We start from the raw sequence: 19,557 nt of genomic DNA, 5'->3' as shown, positions 1-19,557 counted from the left end.
GAGGCGCAGCGTCCGCACCCTTGCGGAAGGGCTGCGCTCGGTCACGTTTTAGTCCAAGCCCGGGGCCGCGACAATCACCGGTTCATCTGTGCCGCGCGGCACTGCCATGCCGCCGCCGCGCCGGGGCGCCATGCCCCCGGCCCGGGGGCACCTGCGGCCGCTTTTGGCCGCTACGGCATTCAGCGGCCGGCCGGCTGGCGCGGGGCGATTTGTTCGTTTTTCGTTATCCGCCATGCCGAATTTGCCGCGCTGCAGCACGGCGCCGCATAATTCGCAGATTCCGGCCGCGGCCGGCGCCCTACGACCCGCCGGCCCCCGCCGGCGCACAGAACCCGGAGTTCTCGCCCCATGAGCGACGTCGTCATCGTCGGTGCCAAGCGCACCGCCATCGGTTCCTTCCTCGGCCAGTTCACCGGCGTCCCGACTCCGACCCTGGGCAGCGCCGCCATCGCCGGCGCGCTGGCGCAGGCCGGCGTCGCCGCCGACCAGGTCGACGAAGTGATCATGGGTTGCGTGCTGCCGGCCGGCCTCGGCCAGGCCCCGGCGCGCCAGGCCACGCTCGCCGCCGGCATCCCCACCGCCGCCGGCTGCACCACCATCAACAAGGTCTGCGGCTCAGGCATGAAGGCGATCATGCTCGGCCACGACCTGATCAAGGCCGGCTCGGCCAAGGTCGTCGTCGCCGGCGGCATGGAGTCGATGACCAACGCCCCGCACCTGCTCAACAACTCGCGCACCGGCATCCGCTACGGCAGCGCCGAGTTCCTCGACCACATGGCCTGGGACGGCCTGACCAATCCCTACGACGGCAAGGCGATGGGCGTGTTCGGCGACGCCGCGTGCGAGAAGTACGGCTTCGACCGCGCCGCGATCGACGCGTTTTCCGAGGAAAGCGTCAAGCGCGCCCAGGCCGCGCAGGGCTCCGGCCACTTCAAGGACGAGATCGTCCCGGTGACGGTCAAGGGCCGCAAGGGCGACACCGTGGTCGACAGCGACGAAGAGCCGGGCAAGATCGACGTCAGCAAGATCCCGGGCCTGCGCCCGGCGTTCGGCAAGGACGGCGTGCTGACCGCCGCGTCCTCGTCGAAGATCTCCGACGGCGCCGCCGCCGCGGTGCTGATGTCGGCCGACGAGGCCGCCGCGCGCGGGCTCGCGCCGCTGGCGCGGATCGTCGCCCACGCCGGCCACGCCCAGGCCCCGGAGTGGTTCACCACCGCGCCGGTGAAAGCGATTTCAAACGTGCTCGAAAAGGCCGGCTGGAGCGTCGCCGACGTCGACCTGTTCGAGGTCAACGAGGCCTTTTCCTGCGTCGCGATGGCGCCGATGAAGGACCTCGGCATCCCCCATGAGAAGCTCAACGTGCACGGCGGCGCAGTCGCTCTGGGCCACCCGATCGGGGCCAGCGGCGCGCGTCTGGTGGTCACGTTGATCAATGCCTTGCGCACGCGCGGCGGCAAGCGCGGCGTGGCTTCGCTGTGCATCGGCGGCGGCGAAGCCACCGCAATTGCGATCGAGTTGGTGTAAAAAGTTAAAAACGCGTTGCACAAAAAAAACCGGCGGGCCGCTTGACACACGTCACCGGCTTGTCATCATGTTATCGGCGCGCAACTGCGCGTTGCCTAACTAAACGACGAGGAATCCGAATCATGAATTTCAACAAGGCGCTGATCGCCCTGGCTCTGGGCCTGGCCCTGGCCGCTTGCTCGAACCAGAAGCAGGCCGAAGAAGCTTCCGCCGACGCCGCTGCCGCTTCGACCGAAGCCCAGGCCGCTGCTGACACCGCCGCTGCCGCTGGCGACGCCGCCACCGCCGACGCCGCCGCTGCTTCGGCCGACGCCGCTGCCACCGCCGCCGACGCCGCCGCCACCTCGGCCGACGCCGCTGCCGCTGCCACCACCCCGGCCGCTGCCGACGCCGCTGCTGACGCTGCCAAGAACGCTGCCGACGCCGCTGGCCAGGCTGCCGACGCTGCCAAGGACGCTGCCGCTCCGGCGGAAGCTGCCAAGGAAGAAGCCAAGAAGTAATATCGCCTCGCGCGATATCGCTTCGGTTCCGACGCGACTTTTGTCGTGTCGAACGGGAAAGCCGCCGGTTCTCCGGCGGCTTTTTCCGTAAGGTCAGTGAACGATCGAAGCCGGCTTGCCGGACCGCAGCGAGCACTGGCGTTGCCTGACAGATCCACCCAGACGTTTTTCTCAGACAACTCCTCAGGAGACAGCTCATGAAGACCCATCTCGTCCTGCTCGCCGCCGCCGTCCTGGCAATGTCGGCCTGCACCAAGACCGAAGAAGCCAAGAACGAAGCCGCTGAGGCCTCCGCCGCCGCCGAACAGGCTGGCGACGCCGCCGCCCAGGCCGCCAACGCCGCCGGCACCGCCGCCGCCGAAGGCGCCGAAGCCGCCGCCGCTGCCACCGCCGACGCCGCCGCCGCTGCCGGCACCGCCGTGGACAACGCCGCTGCCGCTGCCGCCGCTGGCGCCGACCAGGCCGCCGCCGGCGCTGCCGACGCCGCCGCCAAGGCCGCCGACGCCACCGCCGATGCCGCGCAGAACGTCGCCGACAAGGCCGACGCCGCTGCCGACAAGGCCAAGGAAGAAGCCGCCAAGCACTAATCGCTGGCGCTCTCCCGCAATGCCCGAAAGGCCCGCGCAAGCGGGCCTTTCTTTTTGTCCGCCCGCTCGTTCCCGGGCGCGGCCGCTGTGCGGCGCCGGCCGTTTCCGCACGCGGTCTGCGCAGCGCCCACGCCGCACCGAAGCGCGCATCCATGCGCCGGCGTGCGTTGATCCGCGCCGTCGCCGGCGCTTGGCCGCGCGGCGCGCTTTGTGTTCTGATGCCGCGTCCAAAACCGACGGCCGTTGCGCGATGCCCGCCCTCACCTCCCAGCTCGACCCACGCTCGCAGGACTTCCGCGACAACGTCGCCTACCACCAGGCCCTGGTCGAGGAGCTCGACGCGCGCCTGGCGCGCGCCGCGCACGGCGGCGGCGACAAGGCGCGGGCCAAGCACACCGAGCGCGGCAAGCTGCTGGCGCGCGACCGCATCGCCGCCCTGCTCGACCCGGGCTCGCCGTTCCTGGAAATCGCCCCGCTCGCCGCCGAAGGCATGTACGACGACGCCGCGCCGGCCGCGGGCATGGTCGCCGGGATCGGCCGGGTGCAGGGCCTGGAAGTGGTGATCGTCGCCAACGACGCCACGGTCAAGGGCGGCACCTACTTCCCGATGACGGTCAAGAAGCACCTGCGCGCGCAGGAGATCGCGCGCGAGAACCGCCTGCCCTGCGTCTACCTGGTGGACTCCGGCGGCGCCTTCCTGCCGCTGCAGGACGAAGTGTTCCCGGACCGGGAGCACTTCGGCCGGATCTTCTACAACCAGGCCCGGCTCAGCGCCGAGAACATTCCCCAGGTGGCGGTGGTGATGGGCAGTTGCACCGCCGGCGGCGCCTACGTGCCGGCGATGTGCGACGAGTCGGTGATCGTCAAGGAACAAGGCACGATCTTTCTCGGCGGCCCGCCGCTGGTGAAGGCGGCGACCGGCGAAGTGGTCGACGCCGAAGCGCTCGGCGGCGCCGACGTGCATACCAGCGTGTCCGGCGTGGCCGACCATTTCGCCGAAGACGACCGCCACGCGCTGCAGATCGCGCGCGACATCGTCGCCACCTTCAACCGCAAGAAGGCCCTGCCGGTCGCTGCGCAGGCGCCGCGCGAGCCGCTGTACCCGGCCGAAGAGCTGTACGGCATCGTGCCCAAGGACACACGCAAGCCGTTCGACATCCGCGAAGTGATCGCGCGGGTCGCCGACGGCAGCGAGTTCCAGGAGTTCAAGGCGCGCTACGGCAAGACCTTGGTCACCGGCTTCGCCCACCTGCACGGCTATCCGGTCGGCATCGTCGCCAACAACGGCATCCTGTTCGCCGAGAGCGCGCTCAAGGGCGCGCACTTCATCGAGCTGTGCAACCAGCGCGGCATTCCGCTGGTGTTCCTGCAGAACATCACCGGCTTCATGGTCGGCAAGAAGTACGAGAACGCCGGCATCGCCAAGGACGGGGCCAAGATGGTCACCGCGGTGGCCTGCTCGCACGTGCCCAAGTTCACCGTGGTGATCGGCGGCAGCTTCGGCGCCGGCAACTACGCCATGTGCGGCCGCGCCTACGGTGCGCGCTTCCTGTGGATGTGGCCGAACGCGCGGATCAGCGTCATGGGCGGCGAACAGGCCGCCTCGGTGCTGGCCACGGTGCGCCGCGACGGCATCGAAGCCGCCGGCAAGGTCTGGACCGCCGAGGAAGAGGACGCGTTCAAGGCGCCGATCCGCGAGCAATACGAAAACCAGGGCAACCCCTACTACGCCAGCGCGCGGTTGTGGGACGACGGCATCATCGACCCCGCCGACACCCGCCGCGTGCTCGGCCTGGGCCTGTCGGCCAGCCTCAACGCCCCGATCGAAGACCGCACCCGCTTCGGCGTGTTCCGCATGTAAGCCGGCCTGGACCGGCGCTTTCCCCGCCGGCGCGCGCGACGCCGGCCAGAGGGACTTGTGCGAGCGGTCACGAACCTGCGACCGTACGCCGCGGCGGCCCGTAGCCGCCGGACATACCGGTCAAGGAAGCACATTCGCGCATGATCGTCGGCATCGATTTAGGCACCACCCACTCCCTGATCGGCCGTTACGGCCCGGACGGCCCGCAACTGATCCCCAATGCCCTGGGCTCGCTGCTGACGCCCTCGGCGGTCAGCGTCGACGACCAGGACCGGATCATCGTCGGCAGCGCCGCGCGCGAGCGGCTGGTCTCGCACCCGCAGCGCAGCGTGGCCGCGTTCAAGCGCTGGATGGGCAGCGACCGGGTCACCGCGCTCGGCGGCCATCGCTTCCGCCCGGAAGAGCTCTCGGCGCTGATCCTCAAGTCCTTGATCGCCGACGCCGAAGCGGCCACCGGCGAGAAAGTGGTCGAGGCGGTGATCAGCGTGCCGGCCTACTTTTCCGACAGCCAACGCAAGGCCACCCGCATCGCCGGCGAACTGGCCGGGATAAAGGTCGAGCGGCTGATCAACGAACCCACCGCCGCCGCGCTGGCCTACGGCCTGCAGCAACGCGACGGCGGCGGCCGCTACCTGGTCTTCGACCTCGGCGGCGGCACCTTCGACGTGTCGATCCTGGAGTTGTTCGAAGGGATCATGGAAGTGCACGCCAGCGCCGGCGACAACTTCCTCGGCGGCGAGGATTTTTCGCGCGCGCTGCTGGAGGCGTTCCTGGACGAACACGGCCTGTCCGCCGACGCGCTCGCCGCCGGCGAACGCGCCGTCCTGCAGCGGCGGATCGAAGGCCTCAAGCATGACCTGGCGCTGGGCACCGAAGCCGCGCTGGAGATTCCCCTGGCCGGCCAGGCCCGCGCCTGGCGCATCGACGAGGCCGGCTTCGCCCGCATCTGCGATCCGCTGGTGCAGCGCCTGCGCGCGCCGCTGGAACGTGCGATGCGCGACGCCAAGCTCAACCCGGGACAACTCGACGAAATCGTCCTGGTCGGCGGCGCCTCGCGCATGCCGCTGTGCGCGCGACTGGTCTCGCGCATGTTCGGCCGCCTGCCGTTGCGCCATTTGAACCCCGACGAGGCGATCGGCGCCGGCGCCTGCATCGCCGCGGGCATGAAGACCCGCCACGAGAGCCTGGAAGAGGTCATCCTCACCGACGTGTGCCCGCATACGCTGGGGGTCAGCACGGCACAAGAGGTCGGCAACGGCCGCTTCGTGTCCGGCACCTTTTCTCCCATCATCCAACGCAACAGCACCGTGCCGGTAAGCCGAGTCGAACGCTATTACCCAATTCATGACGGACAGAAAGTCGTGCACATTGAGGTCTACCAAGGCGAAAGCCCGCGCGTGCAGAACAATGTCCTGCTCGGCAATCTGAGCATCGAGCTCCCGCCCAACACCGCCAGCGCAGACAATCCGCTCGACATCCGTTTCACTTACGATGTCAATGGCCTCCTCCAGGTGGAGGCGACCGCGGTCGCGACCGGCCGCAAGCGCGACCTGGTGCTGGAGAAGAATCCTGGCGTCCTCAGCGTCGAGGAGATACGCGCGCGGATCGCCTTGCTCGAACAAATCAAGATCCATCCACGCGACCAACAAGAAAACCTGCTGATGATTGCGCGCGCCGAGCGCCTGTACGAAGAGCATCTGTGGGCACGAAACGCTCTGCAAGATGCGCTGTTGCAATTCCGTCAAATCCTCGAATCGCAAGACCCGCGCTTGATCGCCGAACACCGCAGCCATTTCGGAGAGCTCCTGGCCCGCATCGAGACCCAGGGCTACGCATGAGTCCGTTCGCCACGCTCGGCCTCGAGGAAAACGCTGATGGGCGGCAGATCAAGCGCGCCTATGCCAATGCGATCCGGCAAGCCAGGCCAGACGAAGATCCGGCCGGATTCCAACGGATCAACGAAGCCTATCGTGCTGCACTGGAGCTGGCGCAAGAGCGCGAACGAACGGGCCAGACCAGCGTTCAACCGGCGATCGTGAGCGCGGAGCCGGCCGGCGGCGATCAGGCTTCGGCCGCCCCGCACGGGCCTGCGCTGCCCGCCGAGATCGCCGCCCCAACAAACCAGCCCGCCGCCGTTGCGTGCTCGCCCGGCCAAGAGTCGCCGAGCCCGAACCGACGCAGCGAGCGGGCGCCATCCATTCCTATCCGCGACCCCGCACGAGACTCGGAAACGGACTGGACGCCTCCCAATCAGATCGCGCGGGAGATCCTGGGCGAAGCGCTGGCCAGATCGCCCGATGCGTTCTCGCAATGGCTACGCGACTATCCGCCGCTGTACTCGCTGAAAAACAAGCATGACGCCGCCATCGCCCTGGTGCCGCTGCTGATCGACCAGACGGCGCTGCCGATCCAGACGCTCGATGCAATATCGGACTTCTTCGACCTGGAAGCCTTGGGCACCTATCCGCCTCACGTTCATTCGACGATGCGAGCGGCACGCGGCGAGGCACGGCTGAACTATCCAGTCTTTCGCTCCGAGATCGAGCGCCGCTGCCAAAGATCCAGCGCGGCCGAGTTCAAACGCTGGTTGTACGCACAGGAAGAACTGCACGACCGGCACGTTCGCCGAAGCGTTGGCGAGAAACTTCATTCCTGGTTGGCGCAGGACGACTTGCTGCGCGTGCCGCCGCCGCTGGTGGCGGTGCTCGTCGAATTTTTCGGCTACGAAGACGCCCGGCTTCTGAGCAACCGGAAAACGGCTGCTTGGAGCCTGGAGACCGAGAACACCGCTCATTGGGGCGAGCATTCGCGATTTCCGATCCAACAACTCAAGCGCCGCTTCGGCTTGCTTCGAGCGCTGGTCATCGCCGTCGCAATACCTGGCATGCCGCAACGCATCGCTCGAATCGCAAAACGCCTGATCGATAGCTATCAAGGCATCCCGGCGCAAATGGACGCCGATCAACTCCGCTTCTTCGCGGACTTCGCCAGCACCGCGTACTTCGGCCCATGGCGTTGGATAGCCATCGCCTTGCGCGGCGCATTGGGGATCGCAGCGGCGATGATCGCCCAAGTGGTGTTGAAAGCTCCCAATGACGGCTTGTTCCTGTCGATACCGGCCATGGTGATCGGCACCAACCTGCTGGTGATATGCATCGACTACCTGTTGCTGCGCCGTTCCCGCCGGACTGGCTCATCGCCCCATTAAGGAAACACCGCGAAGGTCCGCTGGATCCGAACGGTCATGACCGAGCGACGCGCTTGTCGTGCACTCCCCTGTTCATCCCGCTGAAAGATTTCTGAATTAGTGTCGACATGACGCCGACATGCAGTTCGTGGCTTCCGCCCATGTTTTTCCGTGTCGCCAAGCATTCGACGCAGCGCACGAAATAACTGAACCGGAGTCGCCGTTTCCTGCAACTCCGATTGGTGAGGCACATCACAGTGGGCGCTTCTGATCAGCGTGTTAGGCTCCGTTGTTCACGCGTGTCATCACTTGATCCCCCGACCTGAGGAAACACCGCGTCATGGCTATCTTCAATCAGCCCGCTCCGCCCAAGCGCGACAATCCGGTTCCGCCGGCCCAGCCCGAAACCGCGCTCAAGCGCGAGCCCGACACGCTCAACGAATTCAGCTTCGGTCAGCCGACCCACGCGCCGGCGCCGATCGCCCCGGCGCCCGCAGCCGCCGCGCCCGCCCCGCGCGCGCCGGAACGCGAAACGGTGAAGGAGTCGCTGATCGCTTCCGACCTGTCGATCGAAGGCAAGATCCAGGGCTCGGGCCATATCCGCATCGCCGGCCGCTTCAAGGGCGACGTGCAGGTCGACGGCGATCTCACCGTCGAACTCGGCGCCAAGCTCAACGGCGGCGTGCGCGCGCGCAAGGTCGTCATCGCCGGCGAGCTGGAAGGCAACATCGAAGCCGCGCAGCGGGTCGAGCTGCTGGAAAGCGGAGCGATGATCGGCGACGTCAAGGCCGGCGTGGTCACCGTCGCCGCCGGTTCGCGCATGCGCGGCCAGGTCGAGTTCGGCTGGGAAGACAAGGACGCCGGCAACGCCAAGTCGTCCAAGCACGACAAGAACGGCGCCAAGACGGAGAACGGCGCCGACTCATGAGCGCAGTCCGCCAGGGCCAGCCCGGCGCGACGCGCGTATGCCCGCATTGCAAGGCGACGATTCTCGACAGCGCGAGCGTCTGCCCGGCATGCAAGCACCATCTGCGTTTCGACTCGGATGCGTCGCAGCGCGCAGCGGCGAGGTTCTCGCCGCTGCACGTGGAAGGCACGATTCGCCCGCCGCAGGGCGACGTCGCCTGGGAGTATTCGATGGTGCTGTCGATCCGCAACGAGCGCGGCGACGAGATCACCCGCCAGGTGGTCGGCGTCGGCGCCCTGCATCCGGGCGACGAGCGCACCTTCACTTTGTCGGTCGAGGCCTTCGAGGCGGTCGGCTGGAAAGCCGCGAGCAAGGGACGGCTGCGCCGCTGATCCGCGGCGCCACGGTCACAGGAAAGGATCTTCTGGATGTCGCAACCGGCAGTGCCGCAACCGCTTTCGCTGTACGCGAGATTCACCCTCGACCTACAGCGCTATCAGGCCTACATGGATTCCGCTCCGGCGCACCCGAGCGAGTTCGGCGACTGGCCGTCGCCGGCGCAGGCCGGCCACGGCGAGCGCCGCGGCCACGCCGAAGCCCTGGCCGATCCGCAGGCGACCACCGTCGCCGAGATGATCAAGGCCTGGCGCCAGGACCCGTGGACCGGCACGCCGCCGGTGGAATACGACGAACTGCGCCGCGAACTGCGCATCGTCATGCTGCAGGCGTCGGGGCATCCGATCGAACTGCTGCGCGTGCTCGGCCCCTTGCGCGGCGCGGCCGGGTTCAACGATGCCGAGGCGGACGATTTCGTTCTCGCCTTCGATAGCCGCGGCAGCGGCGAGGTGCGCGCCTACCTGACCTTGGGCGACGGGCTCAGCCGCTTCGACGGCGCGCCGCCGCGGCACCATCTGGACGAGGCGCGCCGGCATCTGGACCGCGCCGCGGCCTACTTGCGCGAACGCGCCGGCTGAGGCGGCGCGCACGCAGTCGACGGCGCGGTTCCGACGATACGGTTGCGACGAGGGACGCGCGCCGCGACCGCGCGGCCCGGAGTCTCAGTCGGAAGGGCCGCAGTTGTCGCACCCGGCGCAGTTCGGCCCGGCCGCGCGCGGCGCCGGAGCGATGCGCCGGCCGAGCCTGCGCATCCAGTCCGGGCGCCCTTCGCGCACCAGCGGCAGCGCGCAGGCGATGCGCAGGCGGCGCACGCCGCCGGGGAACTGCTTGCGCGCGACCACCACCGCGCTGACCGCGACCGCGATCGCGATCACCAGGTACTGCGCGAACAGGCCCAGGTCCATCTCAGCCCGCTCCCAGCCATACCGCGACCTGATAGGTCAGCAGCGAGGCCAGATAAGCCAGCGCGAACAGGTAGCCGGCGGCGATCCCCACCTGCTTCCACGAGTTGGTCTCGCGGCGGATGGTGGCCAGGGTGGAAATGCACTGCGGCGCGTAGATGAACCACACCAGCAGGGCCAGCGCGGTCGCCAGCGACCAGGTGTCGGTGATGATCGGGGTCAGCGCCTGCGCCGCGGCCTCGTCGTCCGGCGCCGACAGCGCATAGACCGTGGCCAGCGAGGACACCGCCACTTCGCGCGCGGCCAGGCCCGGGATCAGGGCGATGCAGATCTGCCAGTTGAAGCCGATCGGCGCGAACACCGCGGTCATCGCGTGGCCGATGCGGCCGGCGAAGCTGTAGTCGATCGCCGGGGCGGTGGCGCCTTCCGGCGCGCCCGGGAACGACAGCAGGAACCACAGCAGGATGGTCAGGGCCAGGATGATGCCGCCGACCCGGCGCAGGAAGATCCAGGCGCGTTCCCACAGGCCGATCAGCAGGTCGCGCGGGTTGGGAATGCGGTAGGACGGCAGTTCCAGCAGCAGCGCGTGCTCGCTCTTGTCGCGGCGCCACTTCTTCATCACCCACGACACCGCCAGCGCGCTGAGGATGCCGGCCAGGTACAGGCCGAACAGGACCAGGCCCTGCAGGTTGAGCACGCCCCAGACCTGGCGCTGCGGGATGAAGGCGCCGATCAGCAGCGCATACACCGGCAGCCGCGCCGAGCAGGTCATCAGCGGCGCGACCAGGATCGTGGCGAGGCGATCGCGCGGGTCCTGGATCGAACGCGTCGCCATGATCCCGGGGATCGCGCATGCGAAGCTCGACAGCAGCGGAATGAACGAGCGCCCGGACAGGCCGGCGCCGGCCATCATCCGGTCGAGCAGGAAGGCCGCGCGCGGCAGGTAGCCGGATTCTTCCAACGCCAGGATGAAGGCGAACAGGATCAGGATCTGCGGCAGGAACACCATCACCCCGCCGAGGCCGGCGATCACGCCGTCGACCAGCAGGCTGCGCAACGGCCCGTCGGGCAGCAGCGCGCCGGCGCGCTCGCCGGTCCAGGCCGTGATCGCCTCGATTCCGTCCATCAACGGCGTGGCCCAGGCGTACACCGCCTGGAAGATCAGGAACATCACCACCGCCAGCGACAGCAGGCCGAGCACCGGGTGCAGCAGCCAGCGGTCGAGCGCGTCGTCGACGCGCGCGGTGCGGGTCGGCATGCGCACGCTCAGTTCCAGCAGGCGCCGGGTCTCGGCGTGCAGGTCGGCGCCTTCGCCCAGGCGTACCCGCGGCTCGTGCGGTTCGCGCGGCGCGGCCGCGATCCGGTCGAGCAGCGCGACCAGTTCGCGCGCGCCGTCGCGCTTGACCGCGACCGTCGGCACCACCGGCACGCCGAGCTCGCGCTCCAGCGCGGCCAGGTCGATGTCGATGCCGCGGCGCTTGGCCGCGTCCATCATGTTGATCGCCACCAGCATCGGCCGGCCGAGTTCGCGCAGTTCCAGGATGAAGCGCAGGTGCAGGCGCAGGTTGGTCGCGTCGACCACGCACAGCAGCACGTCCGGCGCCGGTTCGCCCGGGTAGAAGCCGCGCAGCACGTCGCGGGTCACCGCCTCGTCCAGGCTGGCCGCGCTGAGGCTGTAGGCGCCGGGCAGGTCGAGCACGGCGTAGCTGCGCCCGGACGGCGCATGCAGGCGGCCTTCCTTGCGCTCGACGGTGACGCCGGCGTAGTTGGCGACCTTCTGCCGGCTGCCGGTCAGCAGGTTGAACAAGGCGGTCTTGCCGCAGTTGGGGTTCCCGACCAGGGCCACGCGCATCGGCGCGGTCGCGGGCATCGCGCCGGCGGCGGCGATCGCGCTCATGCCGGCGTCTCCAGCCGCACCCGCACCCGCGCCGCTTCGCTGCGGCGCAGGGCGAAACGGGTGTAGCCGATCTGCACCAGCAGCGGCTCGGCGGCGACCGGCCCGGCCGCCATCACTTCCACCCGCTCGCCGGCGACGAACCCGAGTTCGCGCAAGCGCCTGGCAATGGTGTCGTTGGGAACCTGATCATCGACGGACTCGACCGTGGCCGCGGTGCGACGCGGCAGTTCGGACAGCTTCAAAAGGCGGCTTCCAGGAAGGAGGTGGCGACCCAAATGGGAATTGTTCTCATTCTAGCACTGGTACATCGGACAGGGGCGGAGCGGGCAAGCTGAACGGTATCATTCGCCAACTCCAATCAACTCCCCCGCCCGATGACCCACCCGCTGCTGAGCCTGCGCGAGGGCCCTGTCGCCCGCCTGCGCCTGAACCGTCCCGAGCTGCACAACGCCTTCGACGCCATGCTGATCGCCGCCCTGACCGGCGCGCTGGAGGCGGCCGCCGGCGACGACGAGGTGCGAGTGGTGGTGATCGAGGGCGAAGGCGCCTCGTTTTCGGCCGGCGCCGACCTCAACTGGATGCGCGGCATGGCCGCCGCCGGCGAGGCCGAGAACCGCGATGACGCGCTGTCGCTGGCGCGGCTGATGCGCACCCTCAACGAACTGCCCAAGCCGACCGTGGCCCGGGTCCACGGCGCGGCCTTCGGCGGCGGGGTCGGCCTGGTCGCCTGCTGCGACATCGCCATCGCCGCCCCGGCGGCCAAGTTCGGCCTGACCGAGAGCAAGCTCGGCCTGCTGCCGGCGGTGATCTCGCCGTACGTGATCGAGGCGATCGGCGCGCGCCAGGCGCGGCGCTGGTTCGCCACCGCCGAAATCTTCGACGCCGCCACCGCGCAGCGCATCGGCCTGCTGCACGAGGTCGTGGCCGAGGACCAGCTCGACGCCGCGGTCGCGCGCCAGGTCGACCTGCTGCTGAAGGCCGGCCCGCGCGCCGCCGCGCTGGCCAAGCAACTGGTGCGCCGGGTCGCCTACGAACGCGACGGCGCCCGCCTGGACGCCGACAACGCCGCGCTGATCGCCGCGCTGCGGGTCTCGGCCGAAGGCCAGGAAGGCCTCGGCGCCTTCCTCGACAAGCGCAAGCCGAACTGGTCGCGCTGAGCCGGCGACGCGCGCCGGCGTCCGCCATGGACGCCTGAGCGCGCGCGCATACTGATACGTACGCACGCCGCCGGCGACGCATTCGCCAACGCCGGGGCGACACGAGGCCGCCGCATCGGCGAAAATCGCCGGATCGCGTCCGCCTCCGGCGCCGCGGCTCCCGACCACGCGCCTCGCTGCGCCCCGACCTGCGGCCTGCCATGTTCGAAAAGATCCTGATCGCCAACCGCGGCGAGATCGCCTGTCGCGTCATCCGCACCTGCCGCCAGCTCGGCATCCGCACCGTCGCGGTGTATTCCGAGGCCGACGCCGACGCCCAGCACGTGCGCCAGGCCGACGAGGCCTATCCGATCGGCGGCCCGCGCCCGGCCGACAGTTACCTGCGCGGCGAGGCGATCATCGAGGTCGCGCTGCGCAGCGGCGCGCAGGCGATCCATCCCGGCTACGGTTTCCTCAGCGAGAACGCCGACTTCGCCGACGCGGTCGAAGCCGCCGGCATCGCCTTCATCGGCCCGAAGGCGGCGTCGATGCGCAAGATGGGCAGCAAGGCCGGGGCCAAGGAACTGATGCAGGCCGCCGGGGTGCCGGTGGTGCCGGGCTACACCGGCGAAAACCAGGATCCCGCCCTGCTGCAGACCGAGGCCGACCGCATCGGCTACCCGCTGATGATCAAGGCCGCCCATGGCGGCGGCGGCAAGGGCATGCGCATCGTGCGCGAAGCCGGCGAGTTCCTGGCCAACCTGGAAAGCTGCCAGCGCGAAGCGCGCAACGCCTTCGGCCGCGACCGGGTGCTGCTGGAGCGCTACGTCGAGCGCCCGCGCCACATCGAGATCCAGATCTTCGGCGACAGCCGCGGCCAGGTGATCCACCTCAACGAGCGCGAATGCTCGGCCCAGCGCCGCTACCAGAAGGTGCTGGAAGAATCGCCTTCGTCGTTCCTGAGCCCCGAACTGCGCGCGCAGATGGGCGCGGCGGCGGTATTGGCCGGACAGGCGATCGATTACGTCAACGCCGGCACGGTCGAGTTCATCGTCGGCCAGGACGGTCGCTTCTACTTCATGGAGATCAACACCCGGCTGCAGGTCGAGCATCCGGTCACCGAGTGGGTCACCGGCCAGGATCTGGTCGAGTGGCAGTTGCGCGTGGCCGCGGGCGAGCCGCTGCCGCTGGCCCAGGAGGCGATCGTCCAGCGCGGCCACGCGATCGAGGTGCGGCTGTACGCCGAGGACCCGGAAGCCGGCTTCCTGCCCGGCTCGGGCAAGCTCGAGCGCCTGCGCCTGCCGGCCGCCGACGCGCACGTGCGGCTGGACTCCGGTGTGATCGAAGGCGACACGGTGACGATCTTCTACGACCCGATGATCGCCAAGCTGATCGTCGCCGACGCCGACCGCCCGCGCGCGCTGGCGCGGCTGCGCGCGGCGCTGGCGCAATGCGAGATCGCCGGGCCGAAATCCAATATCGAATTCCTCGAGCGCCTGGCGCGGCATCTGGCGGTGGTCGAAGGCACCATCGACACCGGCTACCTGGACCGTCATCTCGACGAGTTCATGCCCGCCGCGCACCGCGACGAGGCCGGCGAACGCGACCTGCTGCTCGGCGCGGCGGTGTGCGAACTGCTGGCGCAGGAGCGCGGCACCCGCGAGCGCGCCGCGGCCTCGAACGACCCGGGCTCGCCCTGGGCCATCGCCGACGGCTGGCGGCTCGGCCACGGCGGCCGCCGCAGCCTGGCCTTCCTGAGCCGCGAGCAGCGCCTGGAGCTGCAGGCCCACGGCAGCGCCGGCGATTACCGGATCGAGCTGGCCGGCGCCGACGGCACCCATCGCATCGAGGGCGCGCGCCTGCTCGGCGACGAGCTGAGCCTGCGCATCGACGGCCGCGCGCGCCGGCTGCGCGCGCTCGGCGACGGCGCCCGCCTGGTGATGCACGACGGCGAACGCCGGCTGCGCCTGGAATCGGTGCCGATGTACCGCCACGAACAGGGCGCAGCGGCCGGTTCGGGCAACAACGTCAACGCGCCGATGCCGGGCCGGGTGGTGGTGGTCAAGGCCGCGCCGGGCGACGCGGTCGAAGCCGGCCAGGAAGTGATGGTGATCGAGGCGATGAAGATGGAGCTGAGCCTGAAGGCGCCGCGCGCCGGCACCATCGCCGAGATCCGCGCCGCCGCCGGCGATTTCGTCGAGGCCGACGCGGTGCTGGCGACCCTGGCCCCGGCCTGAGCGGACCGTACGGCGGCGCAACATCGACCGCTAGCGAAATTTCCGCAATGATGGAGGCCCCGGCTGGAGCGCCGGGGCCGTTCCGCCGGCGCCGCTCGGCGCGCCGGCCCCGCGTCGCCAAGAGGGATCTCGCATGCGTCGGTATCCGATCCTGTGCCTTGTACCGACCGCCGGCCTGGTCGGTTGCGCGGCCGCCCTGCCTTGCGACCCGACTCCGATCGGCGGCCATGGCCTGGTCGAAGCCAACCCGTCGCCGTTCCAGCGGCCGGACGCGGGCACGCTTTACCGTTTCATCCGTTTGGCGCCTGCCGCGCCGACGACGGAGCCGCCATGAGCGCGAACGCACTGTCCGCCGTACCCGCGCCGCGCCCGCTGCTGCGCGGCGCGATCCTGCTCGGCGCGCTGGCGCTGATCGCCGGCTGCGTCGCCTTCGAGCGCAGTCCGGTCGCCGAATCCCGCTGCGACCCCGACCTGCCGGGCCAATGGCGCCTGCGCGCCGAGGGCGTCGACAAGACCATCCGCATCGATGCGCGCTGCCACACCGAGGACTGGCCCGGCCTGCGCGAACGTCCGGTCGCGTTGGACCTGACCGGCTTTTCGCTCGGCGAGGACCGCTACATCGTGCTGTCGCCGGCGCAGGCCGAACGCGCGATCGGCGCCGAAGGCCGCAGCCTGACCGCCACCGCGCCGGCCGGCTCGGTGTTTCTGGTCTTGTATCGCATCCAGGGCGGCCGCATCAGTGCCTGGCTGCCCGATTCGCAACGCGCGCTGGCCGCGATCGCCCGCGGCGAGCTGGACGGGCGCAAACTGGAGGACCGCTTCGCCCTGGTCGAGGGCGATGCCGAACGCCTGCGCGCCACCCTCGCCCGCCGCACCGATCTGCTATACGACACCCAAGCCAAAGCCATATCGCTGCAACGCGTCCCATCCAAGGAACATCCGTGACTCAGCCTTCCGCCGTACGCATCGTCGAAGTCGGTCCCCGCGACGGACTGCAGAACGAAAAGAGCCCGATCGCGACCGCCGACAAGATCGCCCTGATCGACCGCCTGTCCGCGACCGGGCTGCGCAGCATCGAGGCGACCAGCTTCGTCAGCCCGAAGTGGGTGCCGCAGCTGGCGGACGCGGCCGAGGTGTTCACCGGCATCGCCCGCCGCCCCGGCGTGCGCTATCCGGTGCTGGTGCCGAACGAACAAGGCTACGAGCGCGCGCGCGCGGTCGGAGTCGAGGAGATCGCGGTGTTCACCGCCGCCTCGGAAGCGTTCAACCAGAAGAACATCAACGCCGGCATCGACGAGTCGCTGCAACGCTTCGCGCCGGTGCTGGCGCGGGCCAAGGCCGACGGCGTGGCGGTGCGCGGTTACGTCTCCACCGTGCTCGGCTGCCCCTATCAGGGCCAGGTGCCGGTCGCCGACGTGGTGCGGGTGGCGCGCGCGCTGTTCGAAATGGGCTGCTACGAGATCTCGCTCGGCGACACCATCGGCGTGGGCACGCCGGGCAAGGCGCGGGCGATGTTCAAGGCGGTCGCCGCCGAAGTGCCGGTGGCGGCGCTGGCGGTGCATTTCCACGACACCTACGGCCAGGCGCTGTCCAACATCCTGGCCTGCCTGGAAGAAGGCGTGGCGGTGGTCGATTCGGCCGTGTCCGGCACCGGCGGCTGCCCCTACGCCAAGGGCGCCAGCGGCAACGTCGCCAGCGAGGACGTGGTCTACATGCTGCACGGCCTGGGCATCGCCACCGGCGTCGACCTGGACGCGCTGGCCCAGACCGGGCGCTGGCTGGCCGGCCTGCTCGGCCGCGAGACCGGCAGCAAGGTCGGCAAGGCGCTGGCGGCCGCGTGAAGCGCGACGCGCCCGCACCGGCTCCGCCGCAGGTCCGCACCGGCGACCCGGCGCGGACGCTGGCGGCGCTGGAACGGGCGCAACACGATCCCAAGCTCGACCCGGCGCTGCGCGCCCTGCTGGCCGAAGCCGCCGCCGCGCTGCGCGCGCGCGGCGACGGCGCCGAACACCGTTGCCTGTACCGGGCCCTGTTCGACGCGATCCCCGACCTGGTCACCGTGCTCGACGAAGACGGCACGGTCATCGAGATCAACCGCCTGGGCACCGAAGCCCACCGGCGAGTGCGCGAGGACATCCTCGGCCAGCCGATCCACGTGCTCAACCCCGAGCTGCCGCAGGACCATCTGGTGCCGGTGTGGGAGACCCTCAACCGCGGCCAGACCTACGTCATCGAAGTCACCAACAAGCGCGGCGACGGCACCCGTTTCCCGGTCGAAGTGCACTCGGCCGCGTTCCTGCACGAAGGCCAGCGCCGGATCATCGCCGTCGCCCGCGACCTGAGCACCCGCCAGGACGCCGAACTGCGTTTCCGCGAACTGGTCGAGCTGATCGACCGCGGCGTGATCGTGCAGGACGACTCCCTGCGCATCGTCTACGCCAACAGCGCGGCGATGCGCCTGTTGTCGCTGCACAGCGGCGACAGCATCGCCGACGAGCTGCGCTCCGGCCACTGGATGGTGATCGACGAGCGCGGCCGCGAACTGCCGCACAAGCAATACCCCTCGCGGATCGCCCTGGAAACCGGGCGCGTGGTCGAGAGCACCGTGCTCGGCCTGTACCACCGCGAGCGGCGCGAACTGATCTGGCTGTCGGTGACCGCGGTACCGAAGTTCCCGCCCGGCGGCGACCGCCCGAACCAGGTGTTCGCGCTGTTTTCCAACGTCACCTCGCTCAAGCGCGACAGCGCCCTGTTCGACCGCGCCCAGGCCCTGGCCCATATCGGCGGCTGGGAATGGGACGCCGGCCGCGACCGCCTGTACCTGACCGACGAGGCCGCGCGCATCCTCGGCCGCGAGACCGTGCCGGCCTCGATCGAGGAATTGCTCGACTGCCTGCGCCCGGTGGACCGCCACCGCTTGCGCAGCCACCTCGACCGCAGCCTCGGCGGCGGCCGCGGCCTGGATCTGGAACTGCAGGGCCTGCGCCCCGACGGCAGCGTGTTCTGGGTGCGGGTGATCGGCGACGCCGGCGCCGGCGACCCGGTCGGCCAGGTGCTGACCGGAACGATGCAGGACGTCACCGAACGCAAACAGGAAGAAGAACACCTGCGCATCCAGGCGCGCAGCGATCCCCTGACCGGCCTGCTCAACCGCGACGCGGTGCTGGCCGAACTCGAGCAACGCCTGGACACCTTCCCGCAGTCGCCGCTGGCGGTGCTGTACATCGACCTGGACCGCTTCAAGGTGGTCAACGACGTGCTCGGCCACGCCGCCGGCGATCGCCTGCTGGCTTCGGCCGCGCGCCGGATCCGCCAGGCGATCGGCAACGACCCGGCCCAGATCGCCCGCTTCGGCGGCGACGAGTTCCTGGTGGTGTGCTCGCTGGACGGCGAGCCCTTGCGCGCCGAACGCATCGCCGATGCGATCCTGGAGAGCTTCGGCGACAGCTTCCGGGTCGACGGCGAGGAGTTCAGCATCACCGCCAGCATCGGCATCGCCCAGGCGCCGCTCGACGGCCGCACCGCGCAGCAACTGATCCAGAGCGCCGACGTGGCGATGTACGACAGCAAGCGCCGCGGCCGCAACAGCTGGCAGGCGTTCACCCCGGAACTGGCCGAACAGCAGCTGCACCGCCTGCAGCTGGAAACCCACCTGCGCCGCGCGGTGCACAACGACGAGTTCCACCTGGTCTACCAGCCGCAGGTCGACCTGAGCGACGGCCGGGTGATCGCGGTGGAAGCGCTGATCCGCTGGCGCAACCGCTCGCTGGGCGAGATGCGCCCGGACCGCTTCATCGGCCACGCCGAAACCACCGGCGACATCGTCGGCATCGGCGGCTGGGTGCTGCACGAGGCCTGCCGCCAGTTGCGCAAGTGGCGCGACGAAGGCGTGCGGATCGAACGCGTCGCGGTCAACGTCTCCTACCGCCAGTTCCTCGGCGACGACCTCGCCAGCAACGTCGCCGCGGCGCTGTCCGAGTACGGCCTGCCCGGCAATGCGCTGGAACTGGAGTTCACCGAGCGGGTGCTGATCGAGGACGCGCCCGACACCGTGCGCACCTTCGCCCGCCTGCGCGAACTCGGCGTGCACCTGTCGATCGACGATTTCGGCGAAGGCTACAGCGCGCTCAACTACCTGCGCCGCCTGCCGATCCACGGCCTCAAGCTGAGCCAGTTGTTCGTCCAGGGCGTGCCCGACAACCAGTCCGACGTCGCGGTCTGCCAGGCCGTCACCGGCATCGCCCGCAGCCTCGGCCTGGGCCTGGTCGCCGAAGGCATCGAAACCGAACGCCAGCGCGGCTTCCTGCGCGAACTCGGCGTCGGCATCGGCCAGGGCTTTTTGTTCGCCCCGGGCTTGTCGCCGGGGGATTTGCGCGATTACTGCCGCAGCCACGCGGGCTGAGCGAAGGCCAGCGGATGCCCG

The 19,557-nt window shown here is 69.8% G+C and carries 17 protein-coding genes; 14 read left to right on the top strand and 3 right to left on the bottom strand.

What is annotated here, in order from left to right:
• The first annotated feature begins 348 nt into the window (after positions 1 to 348).
• The 9 genes from K4L06_RS15350 (at position 349) to K4L06_RS15310 (ending at position 9,540) form a co-directional block, all read left to right on the top strand.
• The gene (locus tag K4L06_RS15350) at positions 349 to 1,524 is read left to right on the top strand and encodes an acetyl-CoA C-acyltransferase (RefSeq protein WP_221672224.1); all 1,176 of its coding nucleotides are present in this window, start codon (positions 349 to 351) and stop codon (positions 1,522 to 1,524) included.
• A gap of 122 nt (positions 1,525 to 1,646) precedes the next feature.
• Positions 1,647 to 2,024, top strand: coding sequence for a hypothetical protein (locus K4L06_RS15345; RefSeq protein WP_221672223.1), 378 nt, complete (start codon positions 1,647 to 1,649; stop codon positions 2,022 to 2,024).
• A 197-nt stretch (positions 2,025 to 2,221) separates the two neighbouring features.
• Positions 2,222 to 2,611, top strand: coding sequence for a hypothetical protein (locus tag K4L06_RS22740; protein WP_221672222.1), 390 nt, complete (start codon positions 2,222 to 2,224; stop codon positions 2,609 to 2,611).
• Between the two features lie 250 nt (positions 2,612 to 2,861).
• Positions 2,862 to 4,472, top strand: a complete 1,611-nt coding sequence (locus K4L06_RS15335; RefSeq protein WP_221672221.1) for a carboxyl transferase domain-containing protein — start codon at positions 2,862 to 2,864, stop codon at positions 4,470 to 4,472.
• A 140-nt stretch (positions 4,473 to 4,612) separates the two neighbouring features.
• On the top strand, positions 4,613 to 6,310 hold the full coding sequence (locus tag K4L06_RS15330) for a molecular chaperone HscC (protein ID WP_221672220.1): 1,698 nt from the start codon (positions 4,613 to 4,615) through the stop codon (positions 6,308 to 6,310).
• On the top strand, positions 6,307 to 7,680 hold the full coding sequence (locus tag K4L06_RS15325) for a J domain-containing protein (RefSeq protein ID WP_221672219.1): 1,374 nt from the start codon (positions 6,307 to 6,309) through the stop codon (positions 7,678 to 7,680). Before K4L06_RS15330 ends, K4L06_RS15325 begins: the two co-directional genes overlap by 4 nt.
• Before the next feature lie 319 nt (positions 7,681 to 7,999).
• Positions 8,000 to 8,587 (top strand): polymer-forming cytoskeletal protein, encoded by a 588-nt coding sequence (locus K4L06_RS15320; RefSeq protein WP_221672218.1) that lies wholly within the window; start codon positions 8,000 to 8,002, stop codon positions 8,585 to 8,587.
• Positions 8,584 to 8,958 carry a hypothetical protein gene (locus tag K4L06_RS15315; protein WP_221672217.1) on the top strand — a complete coding sequence of 125 codons (375 nt, stop codon included), beginning with the start codon at positions 8,584 to 8,586 and terminating at the stop codon, positions 8,956 to 8,958. The genes K4L06_RS15320 and K4L06_RS15315 overlap by 4 nt, the downstream gene beginning before the upstream one ends.
• A 36-nt stretch (positions 8,959 to 8,994) precedes the next feature.
• Positions 8,995 to 9,540, top strand: coding sequence for a hypothetical protein (locus K4L06_RS15310; RefSeq protein ID WP_221672216.1), 546 nt, complete (start codon positions 8,995 to 8,997; stop codon positions 9,538 to 9,540).
• Between the two features lie 84 nt (positions 9,541 to 9,624).
• Here K4L06_RS15310 and K4L06_RS15305 read toward each other — a convergent pair whose 3' ends face one another.
• Genes K4L06_RS15305 through K4L06_RS15295 form a run of 3 tightly spaced genes read right to left on the bottom strand, consistent with a single transcriptional unit; the run spans position 9,625 to position 12,003 of the window.
• Entirely contained in the window at positions 9,625 to 9,867 is a 243-nt protein-coding gene (locus K4L06_RS15305) for a DUF6587 family protein (protein WP_221672215.1), read from the bottom strand.
• Between the two features lies 1 nt (position 9,868).
• On the bottom strand, positions 9,869 to 11,761 hold the full coding sequence (locus tag K4L06_RS15300; protein ID WP_255595155.1) for a ferrous iron transporter B: 1,893 nt from the start codon (positions 11,759 to 11,761) through the stop codon (positions 9,869 to 9,871).
• Positions 11,758 to 12,003, bottom strand: coding sequence for a FeoA family protein (locus tag K4L06_RS15295; RefSeq protein ID WP_221672214.1), 246 nt, complete (start codon positions 12,001 to 12,003; stop codon positions 11,758 to 11,760). The genes K4L06_RS15300 and K4L06_RS15295 overlap by 4 nt, the downstream gene beginning before the upstream one ends.
• Positions 12,004 to 12,135: 132 nt before the next feature.
• Here K4L06_RS15295 and K4L06_RS15290 point away from each other — a divergent pair, with 132 nt between their 5' ends.
• From K4L06_RS15290 to K4L06_RS15270, 5 genes are all read left to right on the top strand, one after another.
• Complete coding sequence (locus tag K4L06_RS15290; RefSeq protein ID WP_221672213.1) at positions 12,136 to 12,918, top strand: enoyl-CoA hydratase-related protein; 783 nt, start codon at positions 12,136 to 12,138, stop codon at positions 12,916 to 12,918.
• A 200-nt stretch (positions 12,919 to 13,118) separates the two neighbouring features.
• Entirely contained in the window at positions 13,119 to 15,134 is a 2,016-nt protein-coding gene (locus K4L06_RS15285) for a biotin carboxylase N-terminal domain-containing protein (protein WP_221672212.1), read from the top strand.
• A gap of 330 nt (positions 15,135 to 15,464) precedes the next feature.
• Complete coding sequence (locus K4L06_RS15280) at positions 15,465 to 16,079, top strand: hypothetical protein (protein WP_221672211.1); 615 nt, start codon at positions 15,465 to 15,467, stop codon at positions 16,077 to 16,079.
• A complete protein-coding gene (locus K4L06_RS15275; protein ID WP_221672210.1) occupies positions 16,076 to 16,975 on the top strand; it encodes a hydroxymethylglutaryl-CoA lyase in 900 nt (299 codons plus the stop codon). Before K4L06_RS15280 ends, K4L06_RS15275 begins: the two co-directional genes overlap by 4 nt.
• Positions 16,972 to 19,536, top strand: a complete 2,565-nt coding sequence (locus K4L06_RS15270; RefSeq protein WP_221672209.1) for an EAL domain-containing protein — start codon at positions 16,972 to 16,974, stop codon at positions 19,534 to 19,536. The genes K4L06_RS15275 and K4L06_RS15270 overlap by 4 nt, the downstream gene beginning before the upstream one ends.
• The last annotated feature ends 21 nt before the right edge of the window (positions 19,537 to 19,557 follow it).

The sequence above is a fragment of the Lysobacter sp. BMK333-48F3 genome (genome assembly GCF_019733395.1).
Lineage (GTDB): Bacteria > Pseudomonadota > Gammaproteobacteria > Xanthomonadales > Xanthomonadaceae > Lysobacter.
The sequence above is the reverse complement of the archived record's forward strand: the minus strand, read 5'-3'. Positions and strand labels throughout refer to the sequence as shown.

What these genes read in the sequence shown, in the direction of transcription:
- K4L06_RS15350 (WP_221672224.1), top strand. Translation starts at nt 349, where the DNA reads ATGAGCGACGTCGTCATCGTCGGTGCCAAGCGCACCGCCATCGGTTCC.
- K4L06_RS15345 (WP_221672223.1), top strand. Translation starts at nt 1,647, where the DNA reads ATGAATTTCAACAAGGCGCTGATCGCCCTGGCTCTGGGCCTGGCCCTG.
- K4L06_RS22740 (WP_221672222.1), top strand. Translation starts at nt 2,222, where the DNA reads ATGAAGACCCATCTCGTCCTGCTCGCCGCCGCCGTCCTGGCAATGTCG.
- K4L06_RS15335 (WP_221672221.1), top strand. Translation starts at nt 2,862, where the DNA reads ATGCCCGCCCTCACCTCCCAGCTCGACCCACGCTCGCAGGACTTCCGC.
- K4L06_RS15330 (WP_221672220.1), top strand. Translation starts at nt 4,613, where the DNA reads ATGATCGTCGGCATCGATTTAGGCACCACCCACTCCCTGATCGGCCGT.
- K4L06_RS15325 (WP_221672219.1), top strand. Translation starts at nt 6,307, where the DNA reads ATGAGTCCGTTCGCCACGCTCGGCCTCGAGGAAAACGCTGATGGGCGG.
- K4L06_RS15320 (WP_221672218.1), top strand. Translation starts at nt 8,000, where the DNA reads ATGGCTATCTTCAATCAGCCCGCTCCGCCCAAGCGCGACAATCCGGTT.
- K4L06_RS15315 (WP_221672217.1), top strand. Translation starts at nt 8,584, where the DNA reads ATGAGCGCAGTCCGCCAGGGCCAGCCCGGCGCGACGCGCGTATGCCCG.
- K4L06_RS15310 (WP_221672216.1), top strand. Translation starts at nt 8,995, where the DNA reads ATGTCGCAACCGGCAGTGCCGCAACCGCTTTCGCTGTACGCGAGATTC.
- K4L06_RS15305 (WP_221672215.1), bottom strand. Translation starts at nt 9,867, where the DNA reads ATGGACCTGGGCCTGTTCGCGCAGTACCTGGTGATCGCGATCGCGGTC.
- K4L06_RS15300 (WP_255595155.1), bottom strand. Translation starts at nt 11,761, where the DNA reads ATGAGCGCGATCGCCGCCGCCGGCGCGATGCCCGCGACCGCGCCGATG.
- K4L06_RS15290 (WP_221672213.1), top strand. Translation starts at nt 12,136, where the DNA reads ATGACCCACCCGCTGCTGAGCCTGCGCGAGGGCCCTGTCGCCCGCCTG.
- K4L06_RS15285 (WP_221672212.1), top strand. Translation starts at nt 13,119, where the DNA reads ATGTTCGAAAAGATCCTGATCGCCAACCGCGGCGAGATCGCCTGTCGC.
- K4L06_RS15280 (WP_221672211.1), top strand. Translation starts at nt 15,465, where the DNA reads ATGAGCGCGAACGCACTGTCCGCCGTACCCGCGCCGCGCCCGCTGCTG.